Origin of the sequence: Bradyrhizobium sp. Leaf396, assembly GCF_001424605.1 — a bacterium.
In the GTDB taxonomy this organism is placed as follows: domain Bacteria; phylum Pseudomonadota; class Alphaproteobacteria; order Rhizobiales; family Xanthobacteraceae; genus Bradyrhizobium; species Bradyrhizobium japonicum_C.
The window spans coordinates 280,034-302,293 of record NZ_LMQJ01000056.1 but is presented as its reverse complement, the minus strand read 5'-3'; the positions used below and the strand labels follow the sequence as shown (position 1 = coordinate 302,293).

Below are 22,260 nucleotides of genomic sequence, written 5' to 3'. Positions count from 1 at the left end.
TGAAGCGGTCTTCGGACAGCATCATGCTCCAGAATGACAGAGCATGAGTCTCGCCGACTTTCTCCCGACGGACGTCAGCTTCGCCATCGCGATGGCACTTTGCGCCGTCGCCTTCGTTTCGGGCACCGCGCGCGGCTTCTCCGGCTTCGGCTCGGCGCTGATCTTCATGCCGCTGGCGAGCAGCATCGCCGCCCCGCGGCTCGTTGCCGCCCTGCTGCTCGTGATCGATTTTGTCGCGGCGGCGCCGCTGCTGCCTGACGCCTGGCGCAAGGCGGACCGCAAGGCCACGGCGGTGATCGTGCTCGGCGCGCTGATTGGCGTACCCGTCGGCACCTATTTCCTCAGCGTGCTCGAGCCCGTCACCACGCGCTGGATCATCTCCTGTTTCGTCGCAGCGCTCTTGCTCCTGCTGCTGTCGGGCTGGCGCTATCGCGGCAAGGACCACGCCTGGCTCTCGGTCGGCATCGGCGGCCTCTCCGGCTTCTGCAGCGGGCTCGCACAGACCGGCGGCCCGCCGATCGTCGGCTATTGGCTCGGCCGCCCCATCCCACCGATCGTCGCGCGCGCCAACATCGTGCTGTTCTTCGGCGCGTCGGATTTCTTTTCCATGGTCAGCTATGCGGCCACCGGTCTGATCAGCCGTGAGTCTCTGGTGCTCTCCCTGATCGTCGGCCCGATCTATGCGCTTGGCGTCGCCTTCGGCGCCTCGCTGTTCGGCCGCGCCAGCGAGAAAGTGTTTCGCGGCATCTGCTACGCCCTGATCGCCATGGCTGTGATTGCCGGGCTGCCGGTGCTGGACGGGATCTTGCGGTAAACCACCGCCTCACCGTCGAGGCGCTCTGCGCTTCTTCGTCGACTGGGTCGGCACATCGGCGGGCTCGCTCTTCAGCGCGCCGATCTTGCGCAAGGCTGCCTCAGCGGCGCGCTCGCCGCTTTCCCAGGCGCCATCCACCGTGCCCCACAAGGTCTCGTGGGTGGCTTCGCCGGCGAGAAACACATTGCCAACAGGCTCGCTCAGGATCTTTCGCGAGAGCTGGCCGCCGGGCGATGCTGCCGACATCGCGCCCATGACATAGGGCGAGGCATTCCAGCGCGTGGCGCTGGTCTTCTGCACCGCGGCCGCGGCCTCGCTGCCGAACAACTTCGTGATCCACTCCTTCGAGAAGGCAACCATCGCGCTCTCGCCCTGCTGGGAGAGATCGCGGCCGAACGAGCCGCCGACATCGATCGAGCACAGCGACGAGCCGCCGATATTCGCGAACAGCAGCGCCGTGCGCGTCGAATTGCTTTGCTCGACGAGGATATCGTCGCGCGAGAGGCCGAGCGGATTGCCCGGCAATTGCAGCACGATGCGATCGTAACTGCCGAGGCCCAGCTTGGATGCCGCGTCCAGCGTGCGCTTCGGGATGTCGGGTGCGAACCTGATCGCACCCGATGTCAGCACGTTGGTGGAGACTGTGACGATGGCGGCGCGCGCGCCGATCTTGCCGGCTTGTGTCTCCACGCTGACGTCGCGGCTGCTCCACGCGATGCGGCTCGCCGGCGTTGCCAGCGCCACCGGCACCTGCTCGCCAAGTTTCGTGATCAGCGTGCCGAGACCCTGGCGGCAGGCGATCGCGGCGTTGCGGTCCTGCGCGCGGCCCTTGTCGATCGCGGACAGTTCCTTGAGGTCCTTGCCGGCGAAGCTCGCGCCCAGCATGAACTCGGCCGCGCCGGCCCAGTCGCCGAGATCCTTCGGCAGCACCGATGCGCAGGACGTATCGAGCTTGGCGCGCGCGGCCTCATCGATGGCGCGGTTGGCGCGCACCAGCGCCGCCAGGAACTGCTCGGTCTCGCCCGCGCGCGCGTTGCGGCGGCCGATACGCATCTTCTGGCCCGATGGCGCCGGCAGCACGTCGAGCCCAACGCTGCGAGCCAGCCGGATCATCGGATTGGTATCGGGGTTGTACATCCAGCGCGCACCGCGCTCGAACGGCGTGTCGAACGTCGTGCTGTCGGTGACGCAGCGGCCGCCGACTTGGGATGCCGCTTCCAACACCACGACCTTGCGGCCCGTCGCCATGATACGCCGCGCTGCGGCAATTCCCGCAGCCCCCGCCCCGATCACGACAATGTCGGCCTCCCGCGGCAGGGGCGCTGCGGTGGCGCGCAGGACCGGCAGCGCGGCAAAACCCGCTGACGCGACAAGGAAACCGCGGCGCGTGATTGTCATGTCATGGTTTCCGGAGACTTGCGGCGAACGGGAACAGCCAGCGAACCTTGCCGCATCTGATGTTGCACGGCAACCATCATGGTGAATCAATCGTGCTTGACCTCACGGAGTGATGAACCGAATTGCAACACGTTTCGACCATGATAGAGATGGGAAAAAGACGGCCGGAAAAGGCCGTGGGGGGAGTTTGACATGGGGACGGTCCTGGATTCGGTCGGCAAGCTGATTGCCACGTACCTCTCGAAGGAGGTGCCGGGCTATGAGCCGTTCACGCCGAGCGACCCCGAGCATCTGCGCGGCGTCATCGAGCCCGGCGACGTTCTGCTGGTCGAGGGCAACAACCGCATCTCCGGCATCATCAAGTATCTGACGCAGTCGACCTGGTCGCATGCCGCGCTCTATGTCGGCCCTGTCGCGGGCGCGGAGGAGCCGGACGGCGAGCCGCATGTGCTGATCGAGGCCAATATCGGCGAAGGCGTCACCTCCGCGCCGCTGTCGAAATACTTCCCCTACCACACCCGCGTCTGCCGCCCGGTCGGCCTGTCCTATGAAGACCGCACCACGGTCTGCCGCTATGCGATCAACCGCATCGGCTTCGGCTACGACACCAAGAACATCGTCGACCTGATGCGCTACCTGTTCCCGCTGCCGGTACCGCAACGCTGGCGGCGGCGCATGATCGCCATCGGCTCGGGCGACCCGACCAAAATCATCTGCTCGGCGCTGATCGCGCAGGCCTTCGACGCGGTGCGCTATCCGATCCTGCCGAAGATCACCAAGGCCGGCAGCCGCTCCGCCCGCCGCGAGATCCTGCACATCCGCGATTCGTCGCTGTACATGCCCCGCGACTTCGACATCTCGCCCTATTTCGAAGTCGTCAAACCCACCATCGTGCACGGGTTCGACTACACCGCCCTGCACTGGGCCGACAAGCAGAAGCCGCTCGAGGAGGTAGCGGGCTCGTTCAGTGTGTTTCCAGAAACGTTCGTGGCGCCGCCGCTCGTTCCTGAAGCGAGTGACGAAGAGGCGTCGGCTCAAATTCCCGCTGAAGAAGTGAGCGCGCAGCTTGCGGAGACGGGCACCACGTTTTCCGCGCATTTCGTGCAACTGAGCGAACACGCGACCTACCGCGCACGGCGCCGCGGAGACGTATGCGAGGTCGCGGCATAACACTGCTGTTGTCCCTGCGAACGCAGGGGCGACAGGCGTGAGTGGGGCGCGAGCCATCCACAACACTCGTCATTGCGAGCGCAGAGAAGCAATCCAGGCTGTCACCACGGTGGCAGTCCGGCTTGCTTCGTCGCAAGAGCTCCTCGCAATGACGGTGGAGAGATCGTGCGCTACCGCTCCGCCCGTCCGATCACCGCCATCAACTCCGCGATCTTCTCGCGCTGGTCGGCCTTGTCGCCGCTCGCGATGGCGTGCTCGACGCAATGGGCGACGTGATCCTTCAGGATTTCCTCCTCGACCCGACGCAGCGCGGCGCGCACCGCCGAGATCTGCGTGACGATGTCGATGCAATAGCGGTCTTCCTCTACCATTTTCGACAGGCCACGAACCTGGCCCTCGATCCGGCCGAGACGTTTTCCGACAGATGCCTTGATGTCCTTGCGCATGCGGTTTATATACCCCTACCGGGTATGGGTTGCAAGACCGAAACTGAGATCGGAGCAGGCGATGACAAGCAGCGAGCATGAGCATCAACATCACGTGGACGGACATTCCGGCTGCGGTTGTTCCGCCAAGGCCGCACCAGCCACGCCGAAGCCAGCGTCCTCGTGTTGTGGCGGGCACGGGGACCATGCCGGCCATGCCCATCATCACGCGCATGTCTCCGGTGATGACGCGGCGAAGGTCCTCGATCCCGTTTGCGGCATGACGGTAGATCCTGCGACATCCAAGCACCGGTTCGAGCATCACGGTGAGACCTTCCATTTCTGCTCGGCCGGATGCCGCACCAAGTTTGCCGCCGATCCCGCCAAATACCTTGCGAAGGAGAGGGCGCCCGAGCCGGAGATGCCCGCGGGCACGATCTATACCTGCCCGATGCATCCCGAGATCCGCCAGGTCGGCCCTGGCAGCTGCCCGATCTGCGGCATGGCACTGGAGCCGGAAGTCGCAAGCCTGGAGACCGGCCCCAATCCGGAACTCGCCGACATGACGCGGCGGTTCTGGATCGGCGGCCTGCTGTCGCTGCCGCCGGTGGTGCTGGAGATGGGCGGCCATCTGGCGGGCCCCCACAGCTGGATCGATCCGACGCTGTCGAACTGGATCCAGCTCGTGTTCGCAACGCCGGTGGTCCTGTGGGCCGGCTGGCCGTTCTTCGTCCGCGGCTGGCAGTCGCTGCTGACGCGCAACCTCAACATGTTCACGCTGATCGCGATGGGCACGGGTGTCGCTTACGTCTACAGCCTCATAGGCACCCTCGCGCCGCAAATCTTCCCCGCCACGTTCCGCGGCCATGAAGGCGCGGTCGCGGTCTATTTCGAGGCCGCTGCTGTCATCACCGTGCTGGTGCTGCTGGGCCAGGTGCTCGAGCTGCGCGCCCGCGATGCGACGTCGGGTGCGATCAAGGCGCTGCTCCAGCTTGCGCCGAAGACCGCCCGGCGTGTGGACGCAGATGGCAGCGAGCATGAGGTCGAGATCGACACGCTCCATGCCGGTGAGTCCTTGCGCGTTCGTCCCGGAGAGAAGGTGCCGGTCGATGGCACCATCCTGGAGGGACGCTCTTCGCTCGATGAATCCCTGGTCACGGGCGAGTCCATGCCTGTCACCAAGGAGACCGGCGCCAGGGTCATCGCCGGCACGCTGAATCAATCGGGCAGCTTCATCATGCGTGCCGACAAGGTCGGACGCGAGACGCTGCTGTCGCAGATCGTGCAGATGGTTGCGGACGCGCAGCGCTCGCGTGCGCCGATCCAGCGGTTGGCCGACCAGGTTTCCGGCTGGTTCGTGCCGACGGTCATCGTCGTCGCGCTCGCTGCTTTCGGCGCCTGGGCCTGGTTCGGACCGGAGCCGCGGCTGGCTTTCGGCCTCGTCGCCGCGGTCAGCGTGCTGATCATCGCCTGCCCGTGCGCGCTCGGCCTTGCCACTCCCATGTCGATCATGGTCGGCGTCGGCCGAGGCGCGCAAGGCGGCGTGCTGATCAAGAATGCCGAGGCGCTGGAGAGGATGGAGAAGATCGATACGCTCGTGGTCGACAAGACCGGCACGCTGACCGAGGGCAAGCCCAAGGTGGTCGCGACCGTGCCGGCGGCCGGCTTCGCGGAAGACGACATTCTTCGGCTCGCCGCCAGCGTCGAGCGCGCCAGCGAGCATCCCCTGGCGGACGCCATCGTGCGCGCGGCGAAGGAGAAGCAGATCAGCATTGGCCAAGTCGAGCAATTCGATTCGCCGACGGGCAAAGGCGCGACCGGAAAGGTCGACGGCAAGACCATCGTGCTCGGCAATGCAAAATACCTGACCTCGATCGGCATCGATACCAAATCGCTCGACGCCGAGGCCGAACGGCTGCGTGGTGACGGCGCGACCGTGATCAATATGGCTGTGGATGGCCGGCTTGCCGGCCTGTTCGCGATCGCCGATCCGGTCAAGGCCTCGACTCCGGAGGCGCTGAAGGCGCTCGCGGCCGAAGGCATCAAGGTCATCATGCTGACTGGCGACAACCGCACCACGGCACAAGCCGTGGCCCGCCGGCTCGGCATTGCCGAGGTCGAAGCCGAGGTGCTGCCGGATCAGAAGAGCGCTGTGGTCACGAAGCTGCAGAAGGCCGGGCGCAGCGTCGCGATGGCCGGCGACGGCGTCAACGACGCACCGGCGCTGGCCGCCGCCGAGGTCGGCATCGCCATGGGCACCGGCACCGACGTGGCGATGGAGAGCGCCGGCGTCACCCTGCTCAAGGGTGACCTCACCGGCATCGTGCGCGCGCGAAAACTGTCGCAGGCGACGATGAGCAACATCCGCCAGAACCTGTTCTTCGCCTTCATCTACAACGCCGCAGGCATTCCGATCGCAGCCGGCGTGCTCTATCCCGCCTTTGGCCTGCTGCTCTCCCCGATCATCGCCGCCGCGGCGATGGCGTTGTCCTCGGTGAGCGTCGTCGGCAATGCGCTGCGGCTTCGTACGACGCGGCTGTAGGGACACCGTAGCCCGGACGGAGCGAAGCGCATCCGGGTGCATGCCCACACATCGGCCCGTCCCGGATTGCGCTCCGCTCCATCCGGGCTACGGTTCACCGGACCGGCGAGACGTATGAGGAGCATCTGATGCAGCGAATTACGATCACCATCGAGGACGATCTGTTGGCGGAGATCGACGCCGCGGCGGAGGCGCGCGGCTATCAGAATCGCTCCGAGATCATCCGCGATCTCGCCCGCGCCGGGCTTCAGCAATCCAGCGAAGACACGGCACAGACCGGCCCCTGCGTCGCCGGCCTCGTCTATGTCTACGACCATGCCGCCCGCGATCTCTCAAAACGCCTGGTGCAGGAATTCCATGGCCATCACGACCTCGCGCTGGCGACGCTGCATGTCCATCTCGACGACAACAATTGCATGGAGATGACGGCGCTGAAGGGGTCGGCGGACGAGGTCAGGCATTTCGCCGACCATATCATCGCCGAGCGCGGCGTGCGCTACGGCCGGGTGGTGATGATTCCGACCGGGGAAGGGAAGCCGACGAAGGGGCGGAAACACGGGCACGGCCATCGGCATGAGTAGGCTGGATTGACCCTCCCCTGGAGGGTGAGGGTCAGCAGGAGATGGCGCCACCTTTGCCGCGGCCCACTCCTCCCTTGCCGAGACGACATCGGGTGTCTACCTCTCGCGAAGTGTTGACCTCAGAGGGTGCCCCCATGCTGGATGCCGCCGTCAAGGCGCTGTCGCAAATGATCTCTCCGCCGATGCGCTCGATCCTGTGGCGATCGATCGGGCTGGCGCTGGTGTTGATCACCGTGCTGGCGATTGGCTTGCAACGGCTCCTCAGCTGGTTTGCGACCCATGGCGCGGTCTGGCTGGAGGGCCTGCTTGGGGCGGGCTGGCATTCTTCGATCGAAATCCTCTCGTGGATCGTCTCGATCGCGGCGGGCTTCGGCGTCGTGTTCGGCGGCGTCTTCCTGATGCCCGCGATCACCTCGCTGGTAGCGAGCCTGTTCGTCGACGATGTCGCCGACATCGTCGAGCGTGAGCATTACCCCGCTGAGCGGCCGGGCGTGGCCCTGCCGTTCAGCCAGGCGATCCTCGAAGGCATCAAAACCGCCTTTTTGACGATCCTGATCTATCTCGTAGCGCTGCCTCTGGTGCTGTTCGCGGGCGCGGGTTTTCTGATCTTCTTCCTCGCCGCCGCCTGGCTGCTCGGCCGCGAATATTTCGAACTGGCGGCCATGCGCTTCCGTCCGCCGGAGGAGGCCAAGGCGATGCGGCGCGACAACGCCGCGACGATCTTCACGGCCGGCCTGTTCATCGCCGCCTTCGTCTCGATCCCGATCGTCAATCTGGCGACGCCGATCTTCGGGATGGCCTTGATGGTCCACATGCACAAGCGCCTGTCAGGCCCGCGGCCCGAGCTGATCGAGCCGGCGCGGTAGGTGCGGTGACGGCGCCCGGCTCGACGCTGTCTCACACCGTCTTCTCCGGCCACCGACAGAGATCGTTGATCAGGCATACCTCGCAGCGCGGCTTGCGGGCGAGGCAAGTATAGCGGCCGTGCAGGATCAACCAATGATGGGCATGCAGCATGAACTCGGCCGGGATCACCTTTTCGAGTCCGAGCTCGACCTCGAGCGGCGTCCTGCCCGGCGCAAGTCCGGTCCGATTCCCGACGCGGAAGACGTGCGTGTCGACCGCCATGGTGTGCTCCCCAAAAGCCATGTTGAGCACGACGTTGGCCGTCTTGCGTCCTGCACCAGGCAGCGACTCGATCTCCGCGCGCGTGCGCGGCACTTGGCCACCGAACTCGCTGAGCAGCTTTGCCGACAGCGCAATCACGTTCTTGGCCTTGGTGCGGTAGAGGCCGATCGTCTTGATATACTCGCGCAGCCGCTCCTCGCCGAGATCGACCATCTTCTGCGGGGTGTCGGCGACTTCGAACAAGGCGCGCGTGGCCTTGTTGACGCCGGCATCGGTCGCTTGAGCCGACAGCACCACGGCGACCAGGAGCGTGAACGGATTAACGTGTTCGAGCTCGCCCTTCGGCTCCGGATTGGCCTTGCGGAAACGGCTGAAGGCCTCATGGACCTCAGCCGGGGTCCAACGCCTTATCGCCTTCAGCGTCTTCCTGGCGGGGGCGTTGGGCTTCGCGACCACCGCTTTTGCCTTTTTCTTCGGCACGGCCGCTTTGCGCGTGACCGGCTTGCGGGTGATTTTCGCCATGATCGGGATATACTGATGGATGATGAGCACAGGCAACGAAATTGAGCGCAGCGCTTCTGGGGATCCGCGTGACGTGCAAATATTCTCGGCGCTGCTGACGCCGCACCGCTCGCTGAACCGCACCGGCTTTCTCGCCGTGATGCTGTTCCTGAGCGTCGTCAGTTTCGTCACCGGCCTCGCTTTTTTGATGATGGGTGCGTGGCCGGTGTTCGGCTTCTTCGGCCTTGATGTTCTCGTGATCTGGTGGGCCTTCAAGGCCAATTTCCGCGCCGCGCGGGCCCGCGAGGAGATCGTGGTGACCCCTTCCGAATTGCGGGTTCGCCGTGTCAGCCACCGCGGCCAAGTCGCCGAATGGACGTTCAATCCGCTCTGGGTCCGGCTCGACCAGGAGGTCGACGAGGAATACGGCATCGAGCATCTCTATCTGGTTTCGCGCGGTCACCAGATCCAGATCGCCCGTTTTCTTGGTCCTGAGGAAAAAGCAAGCTTTTACAAAGGCTTGGTTGAGGCTCTGAATGCCGCGAGGCGTGGACCGACCTATAATCCGATCACCTGAATCCCGGTCGGAAATCGGGTGGCTCCAAACCCTTCGCTCTCCTACATTCCCGGTCATGATGACCCTTGCGATACATGACCAGCGCTTGGCCAGGCCGGGCACACAGAACGCCGCGTTGCGCGATTACGATTCGGTGCGGCGGGCGATCGCCTTCATCTCGGCGAACTGGCGCGCCCAGCCGACCATCGAGGCGATGGCGGATGCGGCCGGGGTCACGCCGGACGAGCTGCACCATCTGTTCCGCCGCTGGGCTTCGATCACGCCGAAGGCGTTCATGCAAGCGCTCACGCTCGATCATGCCAAGAACCTGCTCAGGGACTCCGCCAGCATTCTTGACGCGGCGCTCGATTCCGGGCTGTCCGGGCCGGGCCGGCTGCACGATCTCTTCGTCACCCACGAAGCGATGTCGCCGGGCGAATGGAAGAACGGCGGTGCCGGTTTGACGCTACGCTACGGCTTCCATCCATCGCCGTTCGGCACCGCGATCGTGATCGCCACGGATCGCGGGTTGTCCGGACTTGCCTTCGCCGATCACGGCGAGGAGAAGATCGCGCTCGCCGACATGACGCGGCGGTGGCCCAACGCCACCTATGTGGAAGATCACGACGGCACGGCGCAGCTCGCAACGCGCATCTTCGACCCAAAGCTGTGGCGGCCGGATCAGCCGCTGCGCGTTGTCCTGATCGGCACCGATTTCGAGGTGCGGGTGTGGGAGACGCTTCTGAAAATTCCGATGGGACGCGCCGTGTCCTATTCCGACATCGCCTGCAACATCAAGAGCCCGAAGGCCTCACGCGCGGTCGGCGCCGCGGTCGGCAAGAACCCGGTCTCGTTCGTCGTCCCCTGTCATCGCGCACTTGGCAAGAGCGGCACGCTCACCGGCTACCATTGGGGCATCACCCGCAAGCAGGCGATGCTGGGCTGGGAAGCCGGCCAGCTGGGGATGCAGTGAAGGACCACCGTCATTCCGGGGCAGTGCGTCAACACTGAACCCGGAATGACGCAACCAGGATTACCCCGCCAGATCCAGCTTCGAGGCGACCGTCGAATCCGCATTGAGCCGATAGATGATCGGCACGCCGGTGGCGAGCTCGCGCTTCAGGATGCCTTCGGGCGAAAGCTTCTCCAGCACCATGATCAGCGCGCGCAGGGAATTGCCGTGGGCGGCGACGAGCGTGCGCTTGCCATTGAGCACGCCGGGCAGGATCTCCTGCACGTAGTACGGCAGCGCGCGCGCGAGCGTATCCTTCAGGCTTTCGCCGCCGGGCGGCGGCACGTCGTAGGAGCGGCGCCAGATCAGCACCTGCTCCTCGCCCCATTTTTTGCGCGCATCGTCCTTGTTCAGGCCGGAGAGATCGCCGTAATCGCGTTCGTTGAGCGCGAGGTTCTTGGTGATCGGCAGTCCCTTCTGCCCGAGCTCGTCGAGGATGAGATCAAGCGTGTGCTGCGCGCGCGTCAGGACCGAGGTGAAGGCGACGTCGAACACGAGACCCTGCGCCTTCAGCTTGCGGCCGGCTTCCTTGGCTTCGTTCACGCCGAGCTCGGTGAGGTCGGGGTCCTTCCAACCCGTGAACAGGTTCTTCAGATTCCATTCGCTCTGGCCGTGGCGCACGAGCACGAGAAGACGTTCGCTCATCAACTGCTTTCCGTTTGGTTTCATGTTCTGAGCATGACCTTGTCGGAAACCGCGTCACGCTTTTCCGGGTCATGCTGGGTGTTCAGATGTCGGACAGGCCGAGCACGTCGGCCATGGAATAGTGCCCCGGCTGCTTGCCGTGCGCCCACAGCGCCGCCTTCAGCGCGCCATGGGCGAACAGCATGCGATCCTCGGCCTGATGCGACAGCGTCAGGCGCTCGAACGGACCGAGGAAAGTGACGCTGTGATCGCCAGCCACGGTGCCGCCGCGCAAGGAGGCGAAACCGATATTGCCCGGCCTGCGGGCACCGGTGATGCCGTCACGCCCACGCTCGGAATGGTCGTCGAGCGTGACGCCGCGGCCGCTGGCTGCGGCCTGGCCGAGCATCAGCGCCGTGCCCGAGGGCGCGTCGACCTTCATGCGGTGATGTGTTTCGACGATCTCGATGTCGAAGTTCTGATCGAGCGCCTTGGCGACGCGCTTGACCACCGCAGCGAGCAGGTTGACACCGAGGCTCATATTGCCGGATTGCACCACCACCGCGCGGTTCGTGACGCTCTTGATCACCGCATTGTCGGAGCCGGACAGCCCGGTCGTGCCGATGACATGCACGATGCCGCGCTCGGCCGCGATCGCGACATTGGCGATCGTCGCCGCCGGTATGGTGAAGTCGAGGATACCGTCGGCCTCCCTGGACATGGCCCAGAGATCGGCGGACAGCTTGATGCCGTTGGCCGGCAGGCCTGCGAGCACGCCGGCATCCTTGCCGAGCAGCTCCGAGCCCGGCGCTTCCAGCGCACCGGCCAGCACCGCGCCCTTGCTCTCGGCAATCGCCCGCACCAGCGCCCGGCCCATCCGGCCGCCGGCCCCAGCAACAATCAAGCGCATGTCGGACATGGTGTGATCCTCTTCGGAGCCGTTGTAGCGGGGGCAGGCAGTTCCGGCAACCGAGGGGGATCAAACGCAAATGGTCATTCCGGGGCGATGCGCAGCATCGAACCCGAAATCTGGAGAGTCCCCGGTGCGCGATGCGCACCTGTAGTCTGGTCCTTCGGACCATCCCGGAATGACAGGATACCTCAGCCGTCCTGCGGCTGCGGGCCGTCATAGCCCTCGATGATGATGAGGTCGGCGACCGAGTGCGGCTGGCGCACCTTGATGTTGGCCTGGTATTCCGGCGAGTTGTAGCAGGCCAGCGCGGTCTCGTAGTCCGGGAATTCGATCACGACGTTACGGGTGCGGCTGGCGCCTTCGACGGTGGTGAACTTGCCGGCGCGGACAACGAAACGGCCGCCCCATTTCTTGAAGATCGGACCGTTGGCGACCGCGTAGGGCTTGTAGCCTTCGTCATTGCTCACGTCGACACGCCCGATCCAGTAGCCCTTTGCCATCGTTGTTCTCCCTGTTGTGTTGGCGGTTAGCCGAGCGCCTCGGCGATCTCTTCTTGGATAGCTTCAGCGGCCGCCTTTGGGTCCGCCGCTTCCACCACCGGGCGCCCGACGACGAGATAATCCGCCCCCGCAGTGATCGCACGGCCCGGTGTCATGATGCGCTTCTGGTCGCCGCTGGCTGCGCCGGCCGGACGAATGCCGGGGGTGACGAGGCTCATCTGGTGACCGACGATCTTGCGCAGGCTCCCGACCTCCTCTGGCGAGGACACCAGGCCGTCGACGCCGAGCACCTGAGCCTGCTGCGCGCGTGCCTCGACCAGCTCCGACACGCTGAGCCGATAGCCGGCCGCATGCAAATCGTCGTCGTTGTAGGACGTCAGCACCGTGACGGCGAGGATCTTCAGGGCGGCGCCGCCGCGGCCTTCGACGGCGCCCTTCATGGTCTGCGGATAGGCGTGCACGGTGACGAAGGTGGCGCCCAGCTTGGCCACGCTCTCCACGCCGCGCGTCACCGTATTGCCGATGTCGTGCATCTTGAGATCGGCAAACACCTTCTTGCCCCTGTTGGCGAGCTTGCCGATCAGCGGCAGGCCGCCGGCATAAGCGAGCTGATAGCCGATCTTGTAGAACGAGACGCTGTCGCCGAGCTTCGCGATCATCGCCTCCGCGGCATCAACGCTCGGCAGATCGAGCGCAACGATCAGGCGGTCCTTGGGGACGATCTCGGCTGGCCTCATGTCACCTCACATCATGCGTTGGGAAACGTCGATCAATTGTCGCACAAGCTCCTTCAGCGCGGCGATATCGTTCTCGTTCTTCAGCCTGTCCATATCGTCATAGGCCTGGTCGGCAAAGGCGAGCGTGAGCTGGCTGGCAATCACGTTGGCTTGGCAGGAGGAGAGGATCAGCCGCAAGGCCTGGAGCGCGCGGGCTGCTCCAAGCCGGCTCTGTGACGCGCCGGCGAGCGCGAAGACGCGGTTGCGGAACACCTCGCCGCGCGCCTCGTGCAGCTCGTGCACGCGGCTGACCCAGTCGATCGCATTCTTGAGTAGCGGCGGCACCGAGGCGTTGTATTCCGGCGTGACGAACAGCACCCCATGATGGGCGCCGATCATGCGCTTGAGATTGATGGCGTGCTTGGGCACGCCGGATTTGGCTTGAAGATCGCCGTCATAGATCGGCAGCGGAAAATCGGCGAGCGAAATGCGGGTGACGTCGACGCCGGCCTGAGCGAATTCATAGGCGGCAACCGCTGCAAGCTTCGCATTGTGCGAGCCGGTGCGCAGCGAGCCGGGAATGATCAGGATCTTGGGAGCCGACATCCAATCCCACGCGTTCGGCGAAACGAGCACGCCGCGCAAGGAAGGCCGCCGGCGGAATTAGTCCTTGCGATACACCCAGACGCGGGCGGGCGGAAGGTTCATCCAGATCCGTTCCGACGCCTCTGTGGACACGCCGGGCAGCGATTTCGGGATGGGCGGCACCACCGCATAAGTAAATTGGATGAACGGCGCACCGGGCGCAAGCGCCGCGAAGGCGTCGCGGATGAGCCGCAACCGCGTCAGCATCGGCTTTGTGACCAGCGGCAGGCCCGAAACGACCGCGCCAGCCGGCGCACTCAAGACGTTCCAGAGCGTGTCGCGCAGGCGGTAGGCGTCGCCCTGCACAACCTTGGCCTGCGGGTAGCGGTCGCGCAGCAGCGCGCAAAAGCCGGGATTGTATTCGACGAGGACGAGACGCTTCTGGTCCACGCCGCGCTCGATCAGCGCGGAGGTGATGGCGCCGGTACCGGGTCCGAGCTCGACGACCGGTGCGTCGGAGTCGACATCGACGTAGTGAGCCATGGTCCGCGCCAGCAGCTTGCCCGACGGCATCACTGCGCCCATGTGCAGCGGCTTTTCGATCCACGACCTGAGAAAGCGCACCTCGTCATCAAGACGAGGCTTCTTCAACGCACGCGCGGACGATGGCAATGGCATGTCGGGACCGGACGGGACCGCGGGACCGCGGCGTGTCAGAAAATGGTCATAAAGACGTATAGGCCGAAGGCGGCACGGTCAAGACGAGTCAGTTCGCCCGATTACCGAAGAAATCCTTGACCTTGGCGAAGAAGCCCTCGGATTCCGGCTGCGTATTGCCGGAGGAGAGTTTCTCGAATTCGGCCAGCAATTCCTGCTGCTTCTTGGTGAGGTTCTGCGGGGTCTCGACCACGACCTGAACGTACATGTCGCCCATCTGGCGCGAGCGCAGCACCGGCATGCCCTTTGATGCGATGCGGAATCGGCGACCCGATTGGGTTCCTGGCGGCACCTTGACCTTGGTCTTGCTCTTCTCGATCGTCGGCACCTCGAATTCGCCGCCGAGAGCGGCGGTCACCATCGAGATCGGCACACGACAATGCAGATCGGCGCCGTCGCGCTGGAAGAACTGGTGCTGGGCCAGCGAGAGGAAGATGTAGAGATCGCCGGGCGGTCCGCCGCGGACGCCGGCCTCGCCCTCGCCGGCGAGCCTGATCCGCGTGCCGTCCTCGACGCCCTGGGGAATGTTGACCGACAGCGTACGCTCGCGCGTGACGCGCCCCTGGCCCGCGCAGGACGGGCAGGCATCCTCGATCATCTGGCCGCGCCCCTGGCAACCGGGACACGTACGCTCCAGCGTGAAGAAGCCCTGCGACTGCCGCACGCGGCCCGCGCCGCCGCAGGTCGAGCAAGTCTTCGGCTTGGTGCCGGCCTTGGCACCGGTGCCTGAACAAGCCTCGCAGGTGACCGAGACTGGAATCTCGATCTGCGCAGTCTTGCCGCCAAAGGCTTCCTCGAGCGTGATTTCCATGTTGTAGCGCAGGTCGGCCCCGCGCTCGCGGCCGCCGCGGCCGCGCTGTCCGGCCATGCCGAACAGGTCTTCGAAAATGTCGGAGAAAGAGGAGGCGAAGCCCGCGCCGAAACCTGCAGCGCCGCCAAAACCGCCGCCCTGCTCGAACGCGGCATGGCCGTAGCGGTCATAGGCGGCGCGCTTGTCCTTGTCCTTCAGGACCTCGTAGGCCTCGTTGATTTCCTTGAACTTGACCTCGCTGGTCTCATCCCCCGGATTGCGGTCGGGATGGAATTTCATCGCCAGCTTGCGGAACGACGATTTCAGCTTGCCTTCATCGGCATCGCGTTCGACTTCCAGGGTCTCGTAATAGCAGCGCTTGGTGGACGTGGACATGTTGAGCTCGGTCTATCCAATCGCGATTTCAAGTCGGAGCGAAACGACGTCGCCACGCGGCTATATGGGCAGCCTCCTGCCTTGCGGCAGAGGACAGCATGGCGGCGTCCAGCATTACGATGGGGAATTGATCGGTCGCAACGGGCACTCGTCCCGAGCCCGACACGGTGGCCTCCCCCGCGAGGGAGGAGGCCGACAGCGCGTGTGGGGTCCAAGCCGCCCGCATGATCACCCTCTCGGGGCTTAAGCGGACTTCTTGTTGTTCTTGTCGTCGTCGACTTCGGTGAATTCCGCGTCGACGACGTCGTCCTGGGCCGCATCCTTCTTGGCGTCGGCTTCGGCCTGCTGCTTGTACATGGCCTCGCCGAGCTTCATCGAAGCCTGGGCCAGCGTCTGGGTCTTGGCCTTGATCGCCTCGGCGTCGTCGCCCTTCAGCGCTTCCTTGAGATCGCTGACGGCGTCCTCGATGGCGCGGCGCTCGCTCTCGGCGACCTTCGAACCGTGCTCGGCAAGCGCCTTCTCGGTCGAATGCACCAGGCCATCGGCCTCGTTCTTGGCGGTCACGGCCTCGCGGCGCTTCTTGTCCGCCTCGGCATTGGCCTCGGCGTCCTTGACCATCTTCTCGATGTCGGCTTCCGACAGACCACCGGAGGCCTGGATGCGGATCTGCTGCTCCTTGCCCGTGGCCTTGTCCTTGGCCGAGACGTTGACGATGCCGTTGGCGTCGATGTCGAAGGTCACCTCGATCTGCGGCATGCCGCGCGGGGCCGGCGGAATGCCCATCAGATCGAACTGGCCGAGCATCTTGTTGTCGGCCGCCATCTCACGCTCGCCCTGGAAGACGCGGATGGTGACGGCATTCTGATTGTCTTCAGCCGTCGAGAACACCTGGCTCTTCTTGGTCGGGATCGTGGTGTTGCGGTCGATGATGCGGGTGAACACGCCGCCCAGCGTCTCGATGCCCAGCGACAGCGGGGTCACGTCGAGCAGCAGAACGTCCTTGACGTCGCCCTGGAGCACGCCGGCCTGGATCGCAGCGCCGATCGCCACGACCTCGTCCGGGTTGACACCCTTGTGCGGCTCCTTGCCGAACAGCTGCTTCACGACCTCCTGGACCTTCGGCATGCGCGACATGCCGCCGACCAGAACGACCTCGCCGATCTCACCGGCGGTGACGCCGGCATCCTTCAGCGCTTTGCGGCAGGGCTCGACGGTCTTCTGGATGAGGTCATCGACCAGCGCCTCGAACTTGGCGCGGGTGAGCTTCATCGTCAGATGCTTCGGGCCGGTCTGGTCCGCGGTGATGAAGGGCAGGTTGATCTCGGTCTGCGTCGTCGAGGACAGCTCGATCTTGGCCTTTTCAGCGGCTTCCTTCAGACGCTGCAAGGCGAGCTTGTCGTTGCGCAGGTTGATGCCCTGCTCCTTCTGGAATTCATCGGCGAGATAGCCCACGAGGCGCATGTCGAAATCTTCGCCGCCGAGGAAGGTGTCGCCGTTGGTCGACTTCACCTCGAACACGCCGTCGCCGATCTCGAGGATGGAGATATCGAAGGTGCCGCCGCCGAGGTCATAGACGGCGATCGTGCCGGCCTTGGTCTTGTCCAGGCCATAGGCGAGCGCAGCCGCGGTCGGCTCGTTGATGATGCGCAGCACTTCGAGGCCCGCGATCTTGCCGGCGTCTTTCGTCGCCTGGCGCTGGGCGTCGTTGAAGTAGGCGGGAACGGTGATGACGGCCTGGTCGACCTTCTGGCCGAGATGGGCCTCCGCGGTCTCCTTCATCTTCTGCAGGATGAACGCCGAGACCTGCGAGGGCGAGTAGGTCTGGCCGTCGGCCTCGACCCAGGCATCGCCGTTGGAAGCCTTCACGATCTTGTACGGGACGAGCTTCTTGTCCTTCTCGACCATCGGGTCGTCGTAGCGGCGGCCGATGAGGCGCTTCACGGCGAAGAAGGTGCGCTCGGGATTGGTGACGGCCTGGCGCTTGGCCGGCTGGCCGACGAGGCGCTCACCGTCATCGGTGACGGCGACGATCGACGGCGTCGTGCGCATGCCTTCGGAATTCTCGATGACTTTGGCGTTCTTGCCATCCATCACGGCGACGCACGAATTCGTGGTGCCGAGGTCGATCCCAATGACCTTTCCCATGGTCCTGATATCCTTCTTTTTGCGGCAGGTTGGCTGGGCCCAGAAGGCACCCGAACCGAAACCCCCTAAGATCAAACATCCGCGATATTGCGATGATTGAGGCTCATATAGGAGGGGGGTAGGGGCCCGCAAGGACCGAACCTACGTTTGTGCCGCGAAAACATCGGGTTTTGGAAGATGATATCCGGGCTCCACCGCCCTTGCGGGTGAGGAATTATTAACAGGTTCGCCCTTCGGCAAGCCCCCGCTACCGCAACCGGCCCGCCCTGTCGCGGCGAGGCCAAACCCGCTAAAAGGCGGACCGGCCGGAGAACCGGTGCAGCTGCTTCGCGCGACAAAGCGGCCCGGTAGCCGACCATCGAACGGCCTCAATGTGAACCAATCAGAGTGCCCATGAAGCTGATCCGCCCCCTCGCCGCGCTCGCCCTCCTCGCCGCAACAGCGTTTCCGGCCTTCGCCGCCGACGCCGTCTTCCCGCCCGGCTTGCGTCTCGGCATGGTGCCGTTGATCGGGCTCAGCACGGCCAAGAGCTTTCCGGGCTTCGAGAGCGAGGACGGCAGCGTCAAAGTGCTGATCACCGAGTTGCCGCCGGCGGCCTATGGCGAGGTCGCGAGCGCCTTCAACTCCGGTCCCGCCGGCGTCAATGGCGTCAAGCAGGACAAGATCGAAACGCCCGCGGGCCTGGCCTATTTCACCACCGAGAGTGGTAAGGCCGGCGATACTCCGGTGAAGCGCTATTCGATGATCGTGCCGGGCGCCGGGTTCTCCGGTTATGTCGCGGTGCAAATTCCGGAGAATGCGACCAAGATCTACACGGATGAAGCGGTGCGGCAGATGTTCGCGAGCACCGTCACCCGCAGGCAGGTCTCGGCGGAAGAGCAGATCGCGCTGATGCCGTTCAAGATCACCGATCTGGCCGACTTCAAGGATATCCGGACGCTCGCGCCGGGCTCGAGCATCATCCTGGCCGACGGCGATGAGAGCATCGGTTACGAGTCGAAGCCGTTCATGATTCTAGGCGTGATCGGCGCGACCCCGCAGCAGCCCGACGACCGCGCCCGCTTCGCGCAGGAGGCGGCACTGCAGATTCCCGGCGTGCGCGAATCGCGCATCACCATGTCCGAGCCGATCCGCATCAACGGCCAGCAGGGCTTCGAGACCCGGATCGACGGCGTCAGCGGCAAGGACAAGATCCCCGTGACCGTGGTGCAGTGGATCCGCTTCTCGAGCGGCGGCGCCTCGCTGCGCATCATCGCCAGCGCCCCGCGCGAGCAGTGGCTGCCCGCCTTCACCCGATTCCGCGCCGTGCGCGACGGGATTCAGCCGAAGGGCTAGGCCAAGGCGGCATCGAATCCTCGGTGTCGCCTAAATAGCGCGAGCCGCCGAGCAACCCCGCGGCTCCTCACCATGAGGATCCGAGACTCAGTTCGGCGCGCCGCTCGACTCATTGTTGTTGGCCGCGGGCGCCGCCTTCGCGCCGCCCTTGGCAACGCCGACCAGCGCCGGGCGCAGCACGCGCTCGCCGATCGTGTAGCCGGCCTGCATGATCTGCACGACGGTGCCCGACGGCACCGAGGCATCAGGCACTTCGAACATCGCCTGATGGAAATTCGGATCGAACTTCTGCCCCTGGGGATCGAGTTTCTTGACACCGTGCTTCTCGAGCGCGCTGTGCAGCGAGCGCTCGGTGAGCTCGACGCCTTCGATCAGCCCCTTCAGGCCGGCATCGGCATTGGCGCGCGCCTCCGCCGGGACGGCATCGAGCGCGCGCTGGAGATTGTCGGCGATGTCGAGCACGTCGCGGGCAAAGCCGGTGATGCCGTAGAGGCGGGCGTCGGCGACTTCCTTGCTGGTGCGCTTGCGCAGATTTTCCATCTCGGCCAGCGTCCGCAGCATGCGGTCGCGCGCTTCAGCCGCTTCCTTCTGCAACGTCTCGACCGAACCGGGCTCGGGATCGTCCGGCATGATGTAGGGTTTCGACACCACGGGCTCGCCGGTCGCTGCAGTCGTGTCTTGAGGTTGCCGGTCTTGCTCGGTCATCGGCTCTAATCTCGAACTGTTTCAGGGATGTTGGCCCGGATATCGTGCCTAAACTCGCGAAAATCAAGCGCCCGTGATCGGCGGAAACGCCGGTCAGCCCCCCAGAAGGCGGCTGACGATCCGTGCGGCGTAGTCCACGGTCGGGATCACGCGGGCATAATTCAGTCGCGTCGGGCCAATCACGCCGAGGACGCCGACGATGTGGCCGGCGGCATCCCGATAGGGCGAGATGATGGTGGACGATCCCGACAGCGAGAACAGCTTGTTCTCGCTGCCGATGAAGATGCGCACACCCTCAGCGGTTTCGGCCCGGCCGAGCAGGTCGATGACGCCGCGCTTGGTCTCGAGATCGTCGAACAGCAGGCGCACCCGCTCCAGGTCCTCCAGCGCGTGCAGATCTTCGAGCAGATTGGCATGGCCGCGGACGATGAGCTGGCGATCCTCGTTCTCGCCGCCGGACCAGCTGGCGATGCCGGCCGAGATCACTTTTTGCGTCAGCTGATCCAGCTCGGCGCGCGCAGCGCCGAGAGCAGTCTCGAGCTCGAGCCGCGCCTCGGCCAGCGTGCGGCCGCGGATGCGGGAATTGAGGAAATTGCCGGCCTCGGCGAGTGCCGAGGAGGGAACTCCGGGCGGCAGCGTCAGCACGCGGTTTTCGACCTGGCCGTCCTCGCCGACGAGGATCACCAGCGCCTTCTCCGGTTCCAGGCGGACGAACTCGATATGCTTCAGCCGCGCATTGGATTTTGGCGTCAACACGACGGCTGCGGCGCGGGTCAGGCCCGACAGCCGCATCAGGGCCTGGTCCAGCGCCGCCTCGACCGACTGCGCCTCGCCGACGGAGGAGAGCTGGCTCTGGATCGACTGCCGCTCGGCCTCGTTGAGGTCGCCGACCTGCATCAGGGCGTCGACGAAGAAGCGCAGCCCCAATTCCGTCGGCAGCCGGCCGGCGGAGGTGTGGGGCGCATAGATCAGGCCGAGCTGTTCCAGATCGGCCATGACGTTGCGGACCGAGGCCGGCGACAGCGGCATGGCGATCAGGCGGGAAATATTGCGCGAGCCCACCGGCTCGCCGGTCGCGAGATAGCTTTCGACAATTTGACGAAAGATGTCGCGGGAACGCTCGTTGAGCTGGGCAAGGCCTGCGCGCGGCGCGATCAGATGGATCGGATCGTGATGGGCCACAGACGGCAACTCCTCTCAGGTGCTCGTAATTTGTCCATCCGGACCGCTTCTGACAAGCGCGGCGTTTGCGGCCTCCAGGGGTGAAAAAGCCTTGCCGCCCATCCCTGCCGCACCTACAAGCACCGCCAGCAGCCTTTCCCGCGAGTTTTGGAGGATTCCCATGCGGCCAAGCCGCCGTGCGCCCGACGAACTGCGCCCCGTGACGCTGGAGCGGGGCGTGGTCAAATATGCGGAAGGTTCCTGCCTGGTGAAGTTCGGCGACACCCATGTGCTGGTCACCGCCACGCTGGAGGACCGCCTGCCGCCGTGGCTGAAAGGCCAGGGGCGCGGCTGGGTCACCGCCGAATACGGCATGCTGCCGCGCGCGACCTCGGAGCGCACCCGCCGCGAGGCCTCCGCCGGCAAGCAAAGCGGCCGCACGGTCGAGATCCAGCGCCTGATCGGCCGCTCGCTTCGCACCATCATCAATCTCGAAGCGCTCGGCGAGCGCCAGATCACGGTCGATTGCGACGTGCTTCAGGCCGACGGCGGCACCCGCACGGCCTCGATCACCGGCGCATGGGTCGCGCTTGCCGACTGCATCAACTGGATGAAGGCGCGCAACATGGTCAAGGCCAACGTGCTGCGCGACAACGTCGCCGCGATCTCCTGCGGCATCTACAACGGCACGCCGGTGCTCGATCTCGACTATGCCGAGGATTCGGAAGCCGAGACGGACGCCAATTTCGTGATGACGGGCGATGGCCGCATCATCGAGGTGCAGGGTACCGCGGAACGCGAACCGTTCACGGAAGCCGAGCTCCTGGCGCTCATGGCGCTGGCCCGCAAGGGCGTCGCGCGTCTGGTGGACTTGCAGAAACTGGCTGTGGCGTAGTCAATAGGCCATGCACCGCCGAATCACGGACAAGCTCGTCATCGCGACCCACAATCCCGGCAAGCTCGCCGAGATGAAGGAGCTGCTTGCGCCGTACGGTATCGCGGCGGTATCGGCCGGCGAGCTCGGCCTGACCGAGCCCGAAGAGACCGGCAACGATTTCCGCAGCAACGCCGCGATCAAGGCGATCGCGGCGGCGCAGGCAACCAAGCTTCCCGCCTTCGCCGATGATTCCGGCATCGTCGTCGACGCGCTCGACGGCGCGCCCGGAATCTACAGCGCGCGCTGGGCCGGCCCCTCCAAGGATTTCAACGCGGCGATGGCGCAGATCGAGCGCCTGTTGCAGGAGCGCGGCGCCACCACGCCGGACAAGCGCACGGCGCACTTCGTTTCCGCGCTCTGCGTCGCCTGGCCCGACGACCATCTCGAAGAGGTCGAGGCCCGCGTCGACGGAACGCTGATCTGGCCGCCGCGCGGAAATGCCGGATTTGGTTATGACCCGATGTTTCTGCCCGATGGTCACACGCGCACCTTTGGCGAGATGACCAGAATCGAAAAGCACGGCCTGCCGCCGCTCGGTCTCGGCCTTTCGCACCGCGCCCGCGCCTTCGTCAAACTGGCGGAGATCTGCCTTGAGCCGCGCTAGAGCGT

The 22,260-nt window shown here is 65.2% G+C and carries 23 protein-coding genes; 10 read left to right on the top strand and 13 right to left on the bottom strand.

The annotated features are described in order from the left end of the window. Window positions 1–43: 43 nt before the first annotated feature. Window positions 44–814, top strand: coding sequence for a sulfite exporter TauE/SafE family protein (locus tag ASG57_RS31055; protein ID WP_057198802.1), 771 nt, complete (start codon window positions 44–46; stop codon window positions 812–814). Window positions 815–823: 9 nt separating this feature from the next. Here the strand turns inward: ASG57_RS31055 and ASG57_RS31050 are convergent, their stop codons facing one another. Then, on the bottom strand, window positions 824–2,212 hold the full coding sequence (locus ASG57_RS31050; protein WP_024338638.1) for a flavin monoamine oxidase family protein: 1,389 nt from the start codon (window positions 2,210–2,212) through the stop codon (window positions 824–826). A 192-nt stretch (window positions 2,213–2,404) separates the two neighbouring features. On the opposite strand from ASG57_RS31050, the gene ASG57_RS31045 reads away from it, so the two are divergent. Continuing rightward, complete coding sequence (locus ASG57_RS31045; RefSeq protein WP_057198801.1) at window positions 2,405–3,382, top strand: YiiX/YebB-like N1pC/P60 family cysteine hydrolase; 978 nt, start codon at window positions 2,405–2,407, stop codon at window positions 3,380–3,382. Between the two features lie 170 nt (window positions 3,383–3,552). Here ASG57_RS31045 and ASG57_RS31040 read toward each other — a convergent pair whose 3' ends face one another. Beyond that, the gene (locus ASG57_RS31040; RefSeq protein ID WP_024338640.1) at window positions 3,553–3,828 is read right to left on the bottom strand and encodes a metal-sensitive transcriptional regulator; all 276 of its coding nucleotides are present in this window, start codon (window positions 3,826–3,828) and stop codon (window positions 3,553–3,555) included. 61 nt (window positions 3,829–3,889) lie between these two features. Here ASG57_RS31040 and ASG57_RS31035 point away from each other — a divergent pair, with 61 nt between their 5' ends. From ASG57_RS31035 to ASG57_RS31025, 3 genes are all read left to right on the top strand, one after another. Then, window positions 3,890–6,349, top strand: coding sequence for a heavy metal translocating P-type ATPase (locus ASG57_RS31035; RefSeq protein WP_024338641.1), 2,460 nt, complete (start codon window positions 3,890–3,892; stop codon window positions 6,347–6,349). Window positions 6,350–6,477: 128 nt separating this feature from the next. Next, the gene (gene nikR, locus ASG57_RS31030; protein WP_024338642.1) at window positions 6,478–6,930 is read left to right on the top strand and encodes a nickel-responsive transcriptional regulator NikR; all 453 of its coding nucleotides are present in this window, start codon (window positions 6,478–6,480) and stop codon (window positions 6,928–6,930) included. Window positions 6,931–7,064: 134 nt separating this feature from the next. Beyond that, window positions 7,065–7,796, top strand: coding sequence for a sulfate transporter family protein (locus ASG57_RS31025; RefSeq protein WP_057198800.1), 732 nt, complete (start codon window positions 7,065–7,067; stop codon window positions 7,794–7,796). 31 nt (window positions 7,797–7,827) lie between these two features. On the opposite strand, the gene nth is transcribed toward ASG57_RS31025, so the two are convergent. After that, window positions 7,828–8,580, bottom strand: coding sequence for an endonuclease III (gene nth, locus ASG57_RS31020; RefSeq protein WP_024338644.1), 753 nt, complete (start codon window positions 8,578–8,580; stop codon window positions 7,828–7,830). A gap of 22 nt (window positions 8,581–8,602) precedes the next feature. Here nth and ASG57_RS31015 point away from each other — a divergent pair, with 22 nt between their 5' ends. Both ASG57_RS31015 and ASG57_RS31010 read left to right on the top strand, forming a co-directional pair. Then, window positions 8,603–9,136 carry a DUF2244 domain-containing protein gene (locus ASG57_RS31015; RefSeq protein WP_057198828.1) on the top strand — a complete coding sequence of 178 codons (534 nt, stop codon included), beginning with the start codon at window positions 8,603–8,605 and terminating at the stop codon, window positions 9,134–9,136. A 55-nt stretch (window positions 9,137–9,191) separates the two neighbouring features. Next, window positions 9,192–10,088 (top strand): methylated-DNA--[protein]-cysteine S-methyltransferase, encoded by an 897-nt coding sequence (locus ASG57_RS31010; protein ID WP_024338646.1) that lies wholly within the window; start codon window positions 9,192–9,194, stop codon window positions 10,086–10,088. Between the two features lie 60 nt (window positions 10,089–10,148). Here ASG57_RS31010 and ASG57_RS31005 read toward each other — a convergent pair whose 3' ends face one another. The 8 genes from ASG57_RS31005 to dnaK all read right to left on the bottom strand — a co-directional run bounded on the left by ASG57_RS31005 (window position 10,149) and on the right by dnaK (window position 17,513). After that, window positions 10,149–10,772, bottom strand: a complete 624-nt coding sequence (locus ASG57_RS31005) for a 2,3-bisphosphoglycerate-dependent phosphoglycerate mutase (protein WP_024338647.1) — start codon at window positions 10,770–10,772, stop codon at window positions 10,149–10,151. An 82-nt stretch (window positions 10,773–10,854) separates the two neighbouring features. Beyond that, a complete protein-coding gene (dapB, locus tag ASG57_RS31000; RefSeq protein ID WP_024338648.1) occupies window positions 10,855–11,670 on the bottom strand; it encodes a 4-hydroxy-tetrahydrodipicolinate reductase in 816 nt (271 codons plus the stop codon). Window positions 11,671–11,852: 182 nt separating this feature from the next. After that, a complete protein-coding gene (locus tag ASG57_RS30995) occupies window positions 11,853–12,164 on the bottom strand; it encodes a DUF1330 domain-containing protein (RefSeq protein WP_057198799.1) in 312 nt (103 codons plus the stop codon). Window positions 12,165–12,190: 26 nt separating this feature from the next. Further along, window positions 12,191–12,901: an orotidine-5'-phosphate decarboxylase gene (pyrF, locus tag ASG57_RS30990; protein WP_057198798.1), complete on the bottom strand. Its 711-nt coding sequence runs from the start codon at window positions 12,899–12,901 to the stop codon at window positions 12,191–12,193. A gap of 6 nt (window positions 12,902–12,907) precedes the next feature. Further along, the gene (locus tag ASG57_RS30985; RefSeq protein ID WP_024338651.1) at window positions 12,908–13,486 is read right to left on the bottom strand and encodes an NADPH-dependent FMN reductase; all 579 of its coding nucleotides are present in this window, start codon (window positions 13,484–13,486) and stop codon (window positions 12,908–12,910) included. Window positions 13,487–13,543: 57 nt separating this feature from the next. Continuing rightward, window positions 13,544–14,143 (bottom strand): class I SAM-dependent methyltransferase, encoded by a 600-nt coding sequence (locus ASG57_RS30980; RefSeq protein WP_024338652.1) that lies wholly within the window; start codon window positions 14,141–14,143, stop codon window positions 13,544–13,546. Window positions 14,144–14,231: 88 nt separating this feature from the next. After that, window positions 14,232–15,368 (bottom strand): molecular chaperone DnaJ, encoded by a 1,137-nt coding sequence (dnaJ, locus tag ASG57_RS30975; protein WP_024338653.1) that lies wholly within the window; start codon window positions 15,366–15,368, stop codon window positions 14,232–14,234. A gap of 243 nt (window positions 15,369–15,611) precedes the next feature. Further along, a complete protein-coding gene (gene dnaK, locus ASG57_RS30970; RefSeq protein ID WP_024338654.1) occupies window positions 15,612–17,513 on the bottom strand; it encodes a molecular chaperone DnaK in 1,902 nt (633 codons plus the stop codon). 393 nt (window positions 17,514–17,906) lie between these two features. On the opposite strand from dnaK, the gene ASG57_RS30965 reads away from it, so the two are divergent. Then, a complete protein-coding gene (locus ASG57_RS30965; protein ID WP_024338655.1) occupies window positions 17,907–18,848 on the top strand; it encodes a hypothetical protein in 942 nt (313 codons plus the stop codon). 87 nt (window positions 18,849–18,935) lie between these two features. Here ASG57_RS30965 and grpE read toward each other — a convergent pair whose 3' ends face one another. Then, window positions 18,936–19,553 carry a nucleotide exchange factor GrpE gene (gene grpE / locus ASG57_RS30960; RefSeq protein ID WP_024338656.1) on the bottom strand — a complete coding sequence of 206 codons (618 nt, stop codon included), beginning with the start codon at window positions 19,551–19,553 and terminating at the stop codon, window positions 18,936–18,938. A gap of 93 nt (window positions 19,554–19,646) precedes the next feature. Further along, entirely contained in the window at window positions 19,647–20,735 is a 1,089-nt protein-coding gene (gene hrcA, locus ASG57_RS30955) for a heat-inducible transcriptional repressor HrcA (protein ID WP_024338657.1), read from the bottom strand. A 160-nt stretch (window positions 20,736–20,895) separates the two neighbouring features. Here hrcA and rph point away from each other — a divergent pair, with 160 nt between their 5' ends. Both rph and rdgB read left to right on the top strand, forming a co-directional pair. Beyond that, window positions 20,896–21,609 (top strand): ribonuclease PH, encoded by a 714-nt coding sequence (gene rph / locus ASG57_RS30950; RefSeq protein WP_057198797.1) that lies wholly within the window; start codon window positions 20,896–20,898, stop codon window positions 21,607–21,609. Between the two features lie 10 nt (window positions 21,610–21,619). Continuing rightward, window positions 21,620–22,255 (top strand): RdgB/HAM1 family non-canonical purine NTP pyrophosphatase, encoded by a 636-nt coding sequence (gene rdgB / locus ASG57_RS30945; RefSeq protein WP_057198796.1) that lies wholly within the window; start codon window positions 21,620–21,622, stop codon window positions 22,253–22,255. The last annotated feature ends 5 nt before the right edge of the window (window positions 22,256–22,260 follow it).

Bases quoted from the DNA above. Each gene is read 5' to 3' on its own strand.
- nikR (WP_024338642.1), top strand. From the start codon at position 6,478: ATGCAGCGAATTACGATCACCATCGAGGACGATCTGTTGGCGGAGATC.
- ASG57_RS31050 (WP_024338638.1), bottom strand. From the start codon at position 2,212: ATGACAATCACGCGCCGCGGTTTCCTTGTCGCGTCAGCGGGTTTTGCC.
- ASG57_RS30965 (WP_024338655.1), top strand. From the start codon at position 17,907: ATGAAGCTGATCCGCCCCCTCGCCGCGCTCGCCCTCCTCGCCGCAACA.
- ASG57_RS30980 (WP_024338652.1), bottom strand. From the start codon at position 14,143: ATGCCATTGCCATCGTCCGCGCGTGCGTTGAAGAAGCCTCGTCTTGAT.
- dnaJ (WP_024338653.1), bottom strand. From the start codon at position 15,368: ATGTCCACGTCCACCAAGCGCTGCTATTACGAGACCCTGGAAGTCGAA.
- ASG57_RS31035 (WP_024338641.1), top strand. From the start codon at position 3,890: ATGACAAGCAGCGAGCATGAGCATCAACATCACGTGGACGGACATTCC.
- nth (WP_024338644.1), bottom strand. From the start codon at position 8,580: ATGGCGAAAATCACCCGCAAGCCGGTCACGCGCAAAGCGGCCGTGCCG.
- ASG57_RS31045 (WP_057198801.1), top strand. From the start codon at position 2,405: ATGGGGACGGTCCTGGATTCGGTCGGCAAGCTGATTGCCACGTACCTC.
- ASG57_RS31015 (WP_057198828.1), top strand. From the start codon at position 8,603: ATGAGCACAGGCAACGAAATTGAGCGCAGCGCTTCTGGGGATCCGCGT.
- rph (WP_057198797.1), top strand. From the start codon at position 20,896: ATGCGGCCAAGCCGCCGTGCGCCCGACGAACTGCGCCCCGTGACGCTG.
- dapB (WP_024338648.1), bottom strand. From the start codon at position 11,670: ATGTCCGACATGCGCTTGATTGTTGCTGGGGCCGGCGGCCGGATGGGC.
- ASG57_RS30995 (WP_057198799.1), bottom strand. From the start codon at position 12,164: ATGGCAAAGGGCTACTGGATCGGGCGTGTCGACGTGAGCAATGACGAA.
- grpE (WP_024338656.1), bottom strand. From the start codon at position 19,553: ATGACCGAGCAAGACCGGCAACCTCAAGACACGACTGCAGCGACCGGC.
- ASG57_RS31055 (WP_057198802.1), top strand. From the start codon at position 44: ATGAGTCTCGCCGACTTTCTCCCGACGGACGTCAGCTTCGCCATCGCG.
- pyrF (WP_057198798.1), bottom strand. From the start codon at position 12,901: ATGAGGCCAGCCGAGATCGTCCCCAAGGACCGCCTGATCGTTGCGCTC.
- dnaK (WP_024338654.1), bottom strand. From the start codon at position 17,513: ATGGGAAAGGTCATTGGGATCGACCTCGGCACCACGAATTCGTGCGTC.
- rdgB (WP_057198796.1), top strand. From the start codon at position 21,620: ATGCACCGCCGAATCACGGACAAGCTCGTCATCGCGACCCACAATCCC.
- ASG57_RS31025 (WP_057198800.1), top strand. From the start codon at position 7,065: ATGCTGGATGCCGCCGTCAAGGCGCTGTCGCAAATGATCTCTCCGCCG.
- ASG57_RS31005 (WP_024338647.1), bottom strand. From the start codon at position 10,772: ATGAGCGAACGTCTTCTCGTGCTCGTGCGCCACGGCCAGAGCGAATGG.
- ASG57_RS30985 (WP_024338651.1), bottom strand. From the start codon at position 13,486: ATGTCGGCTCCCAAGATCCTGATCATTCCCGGCTCGCTGCGCACCGGC.
- ASG57_RS31010 (WP_024338646.1), top strand. From the start codon at position 9,192: ATGATGACCCTTGCGATACATGACCAGCGCTTGGCCAGGCCGGGCACA.
- ASG57_RS31040 (WP_024338640.1), bottom strand. From the start codon at position 3,828: ATGCGCAAGGACATCAAGGCATCTGTCGGAAAACGTCTCGGCCGGATC.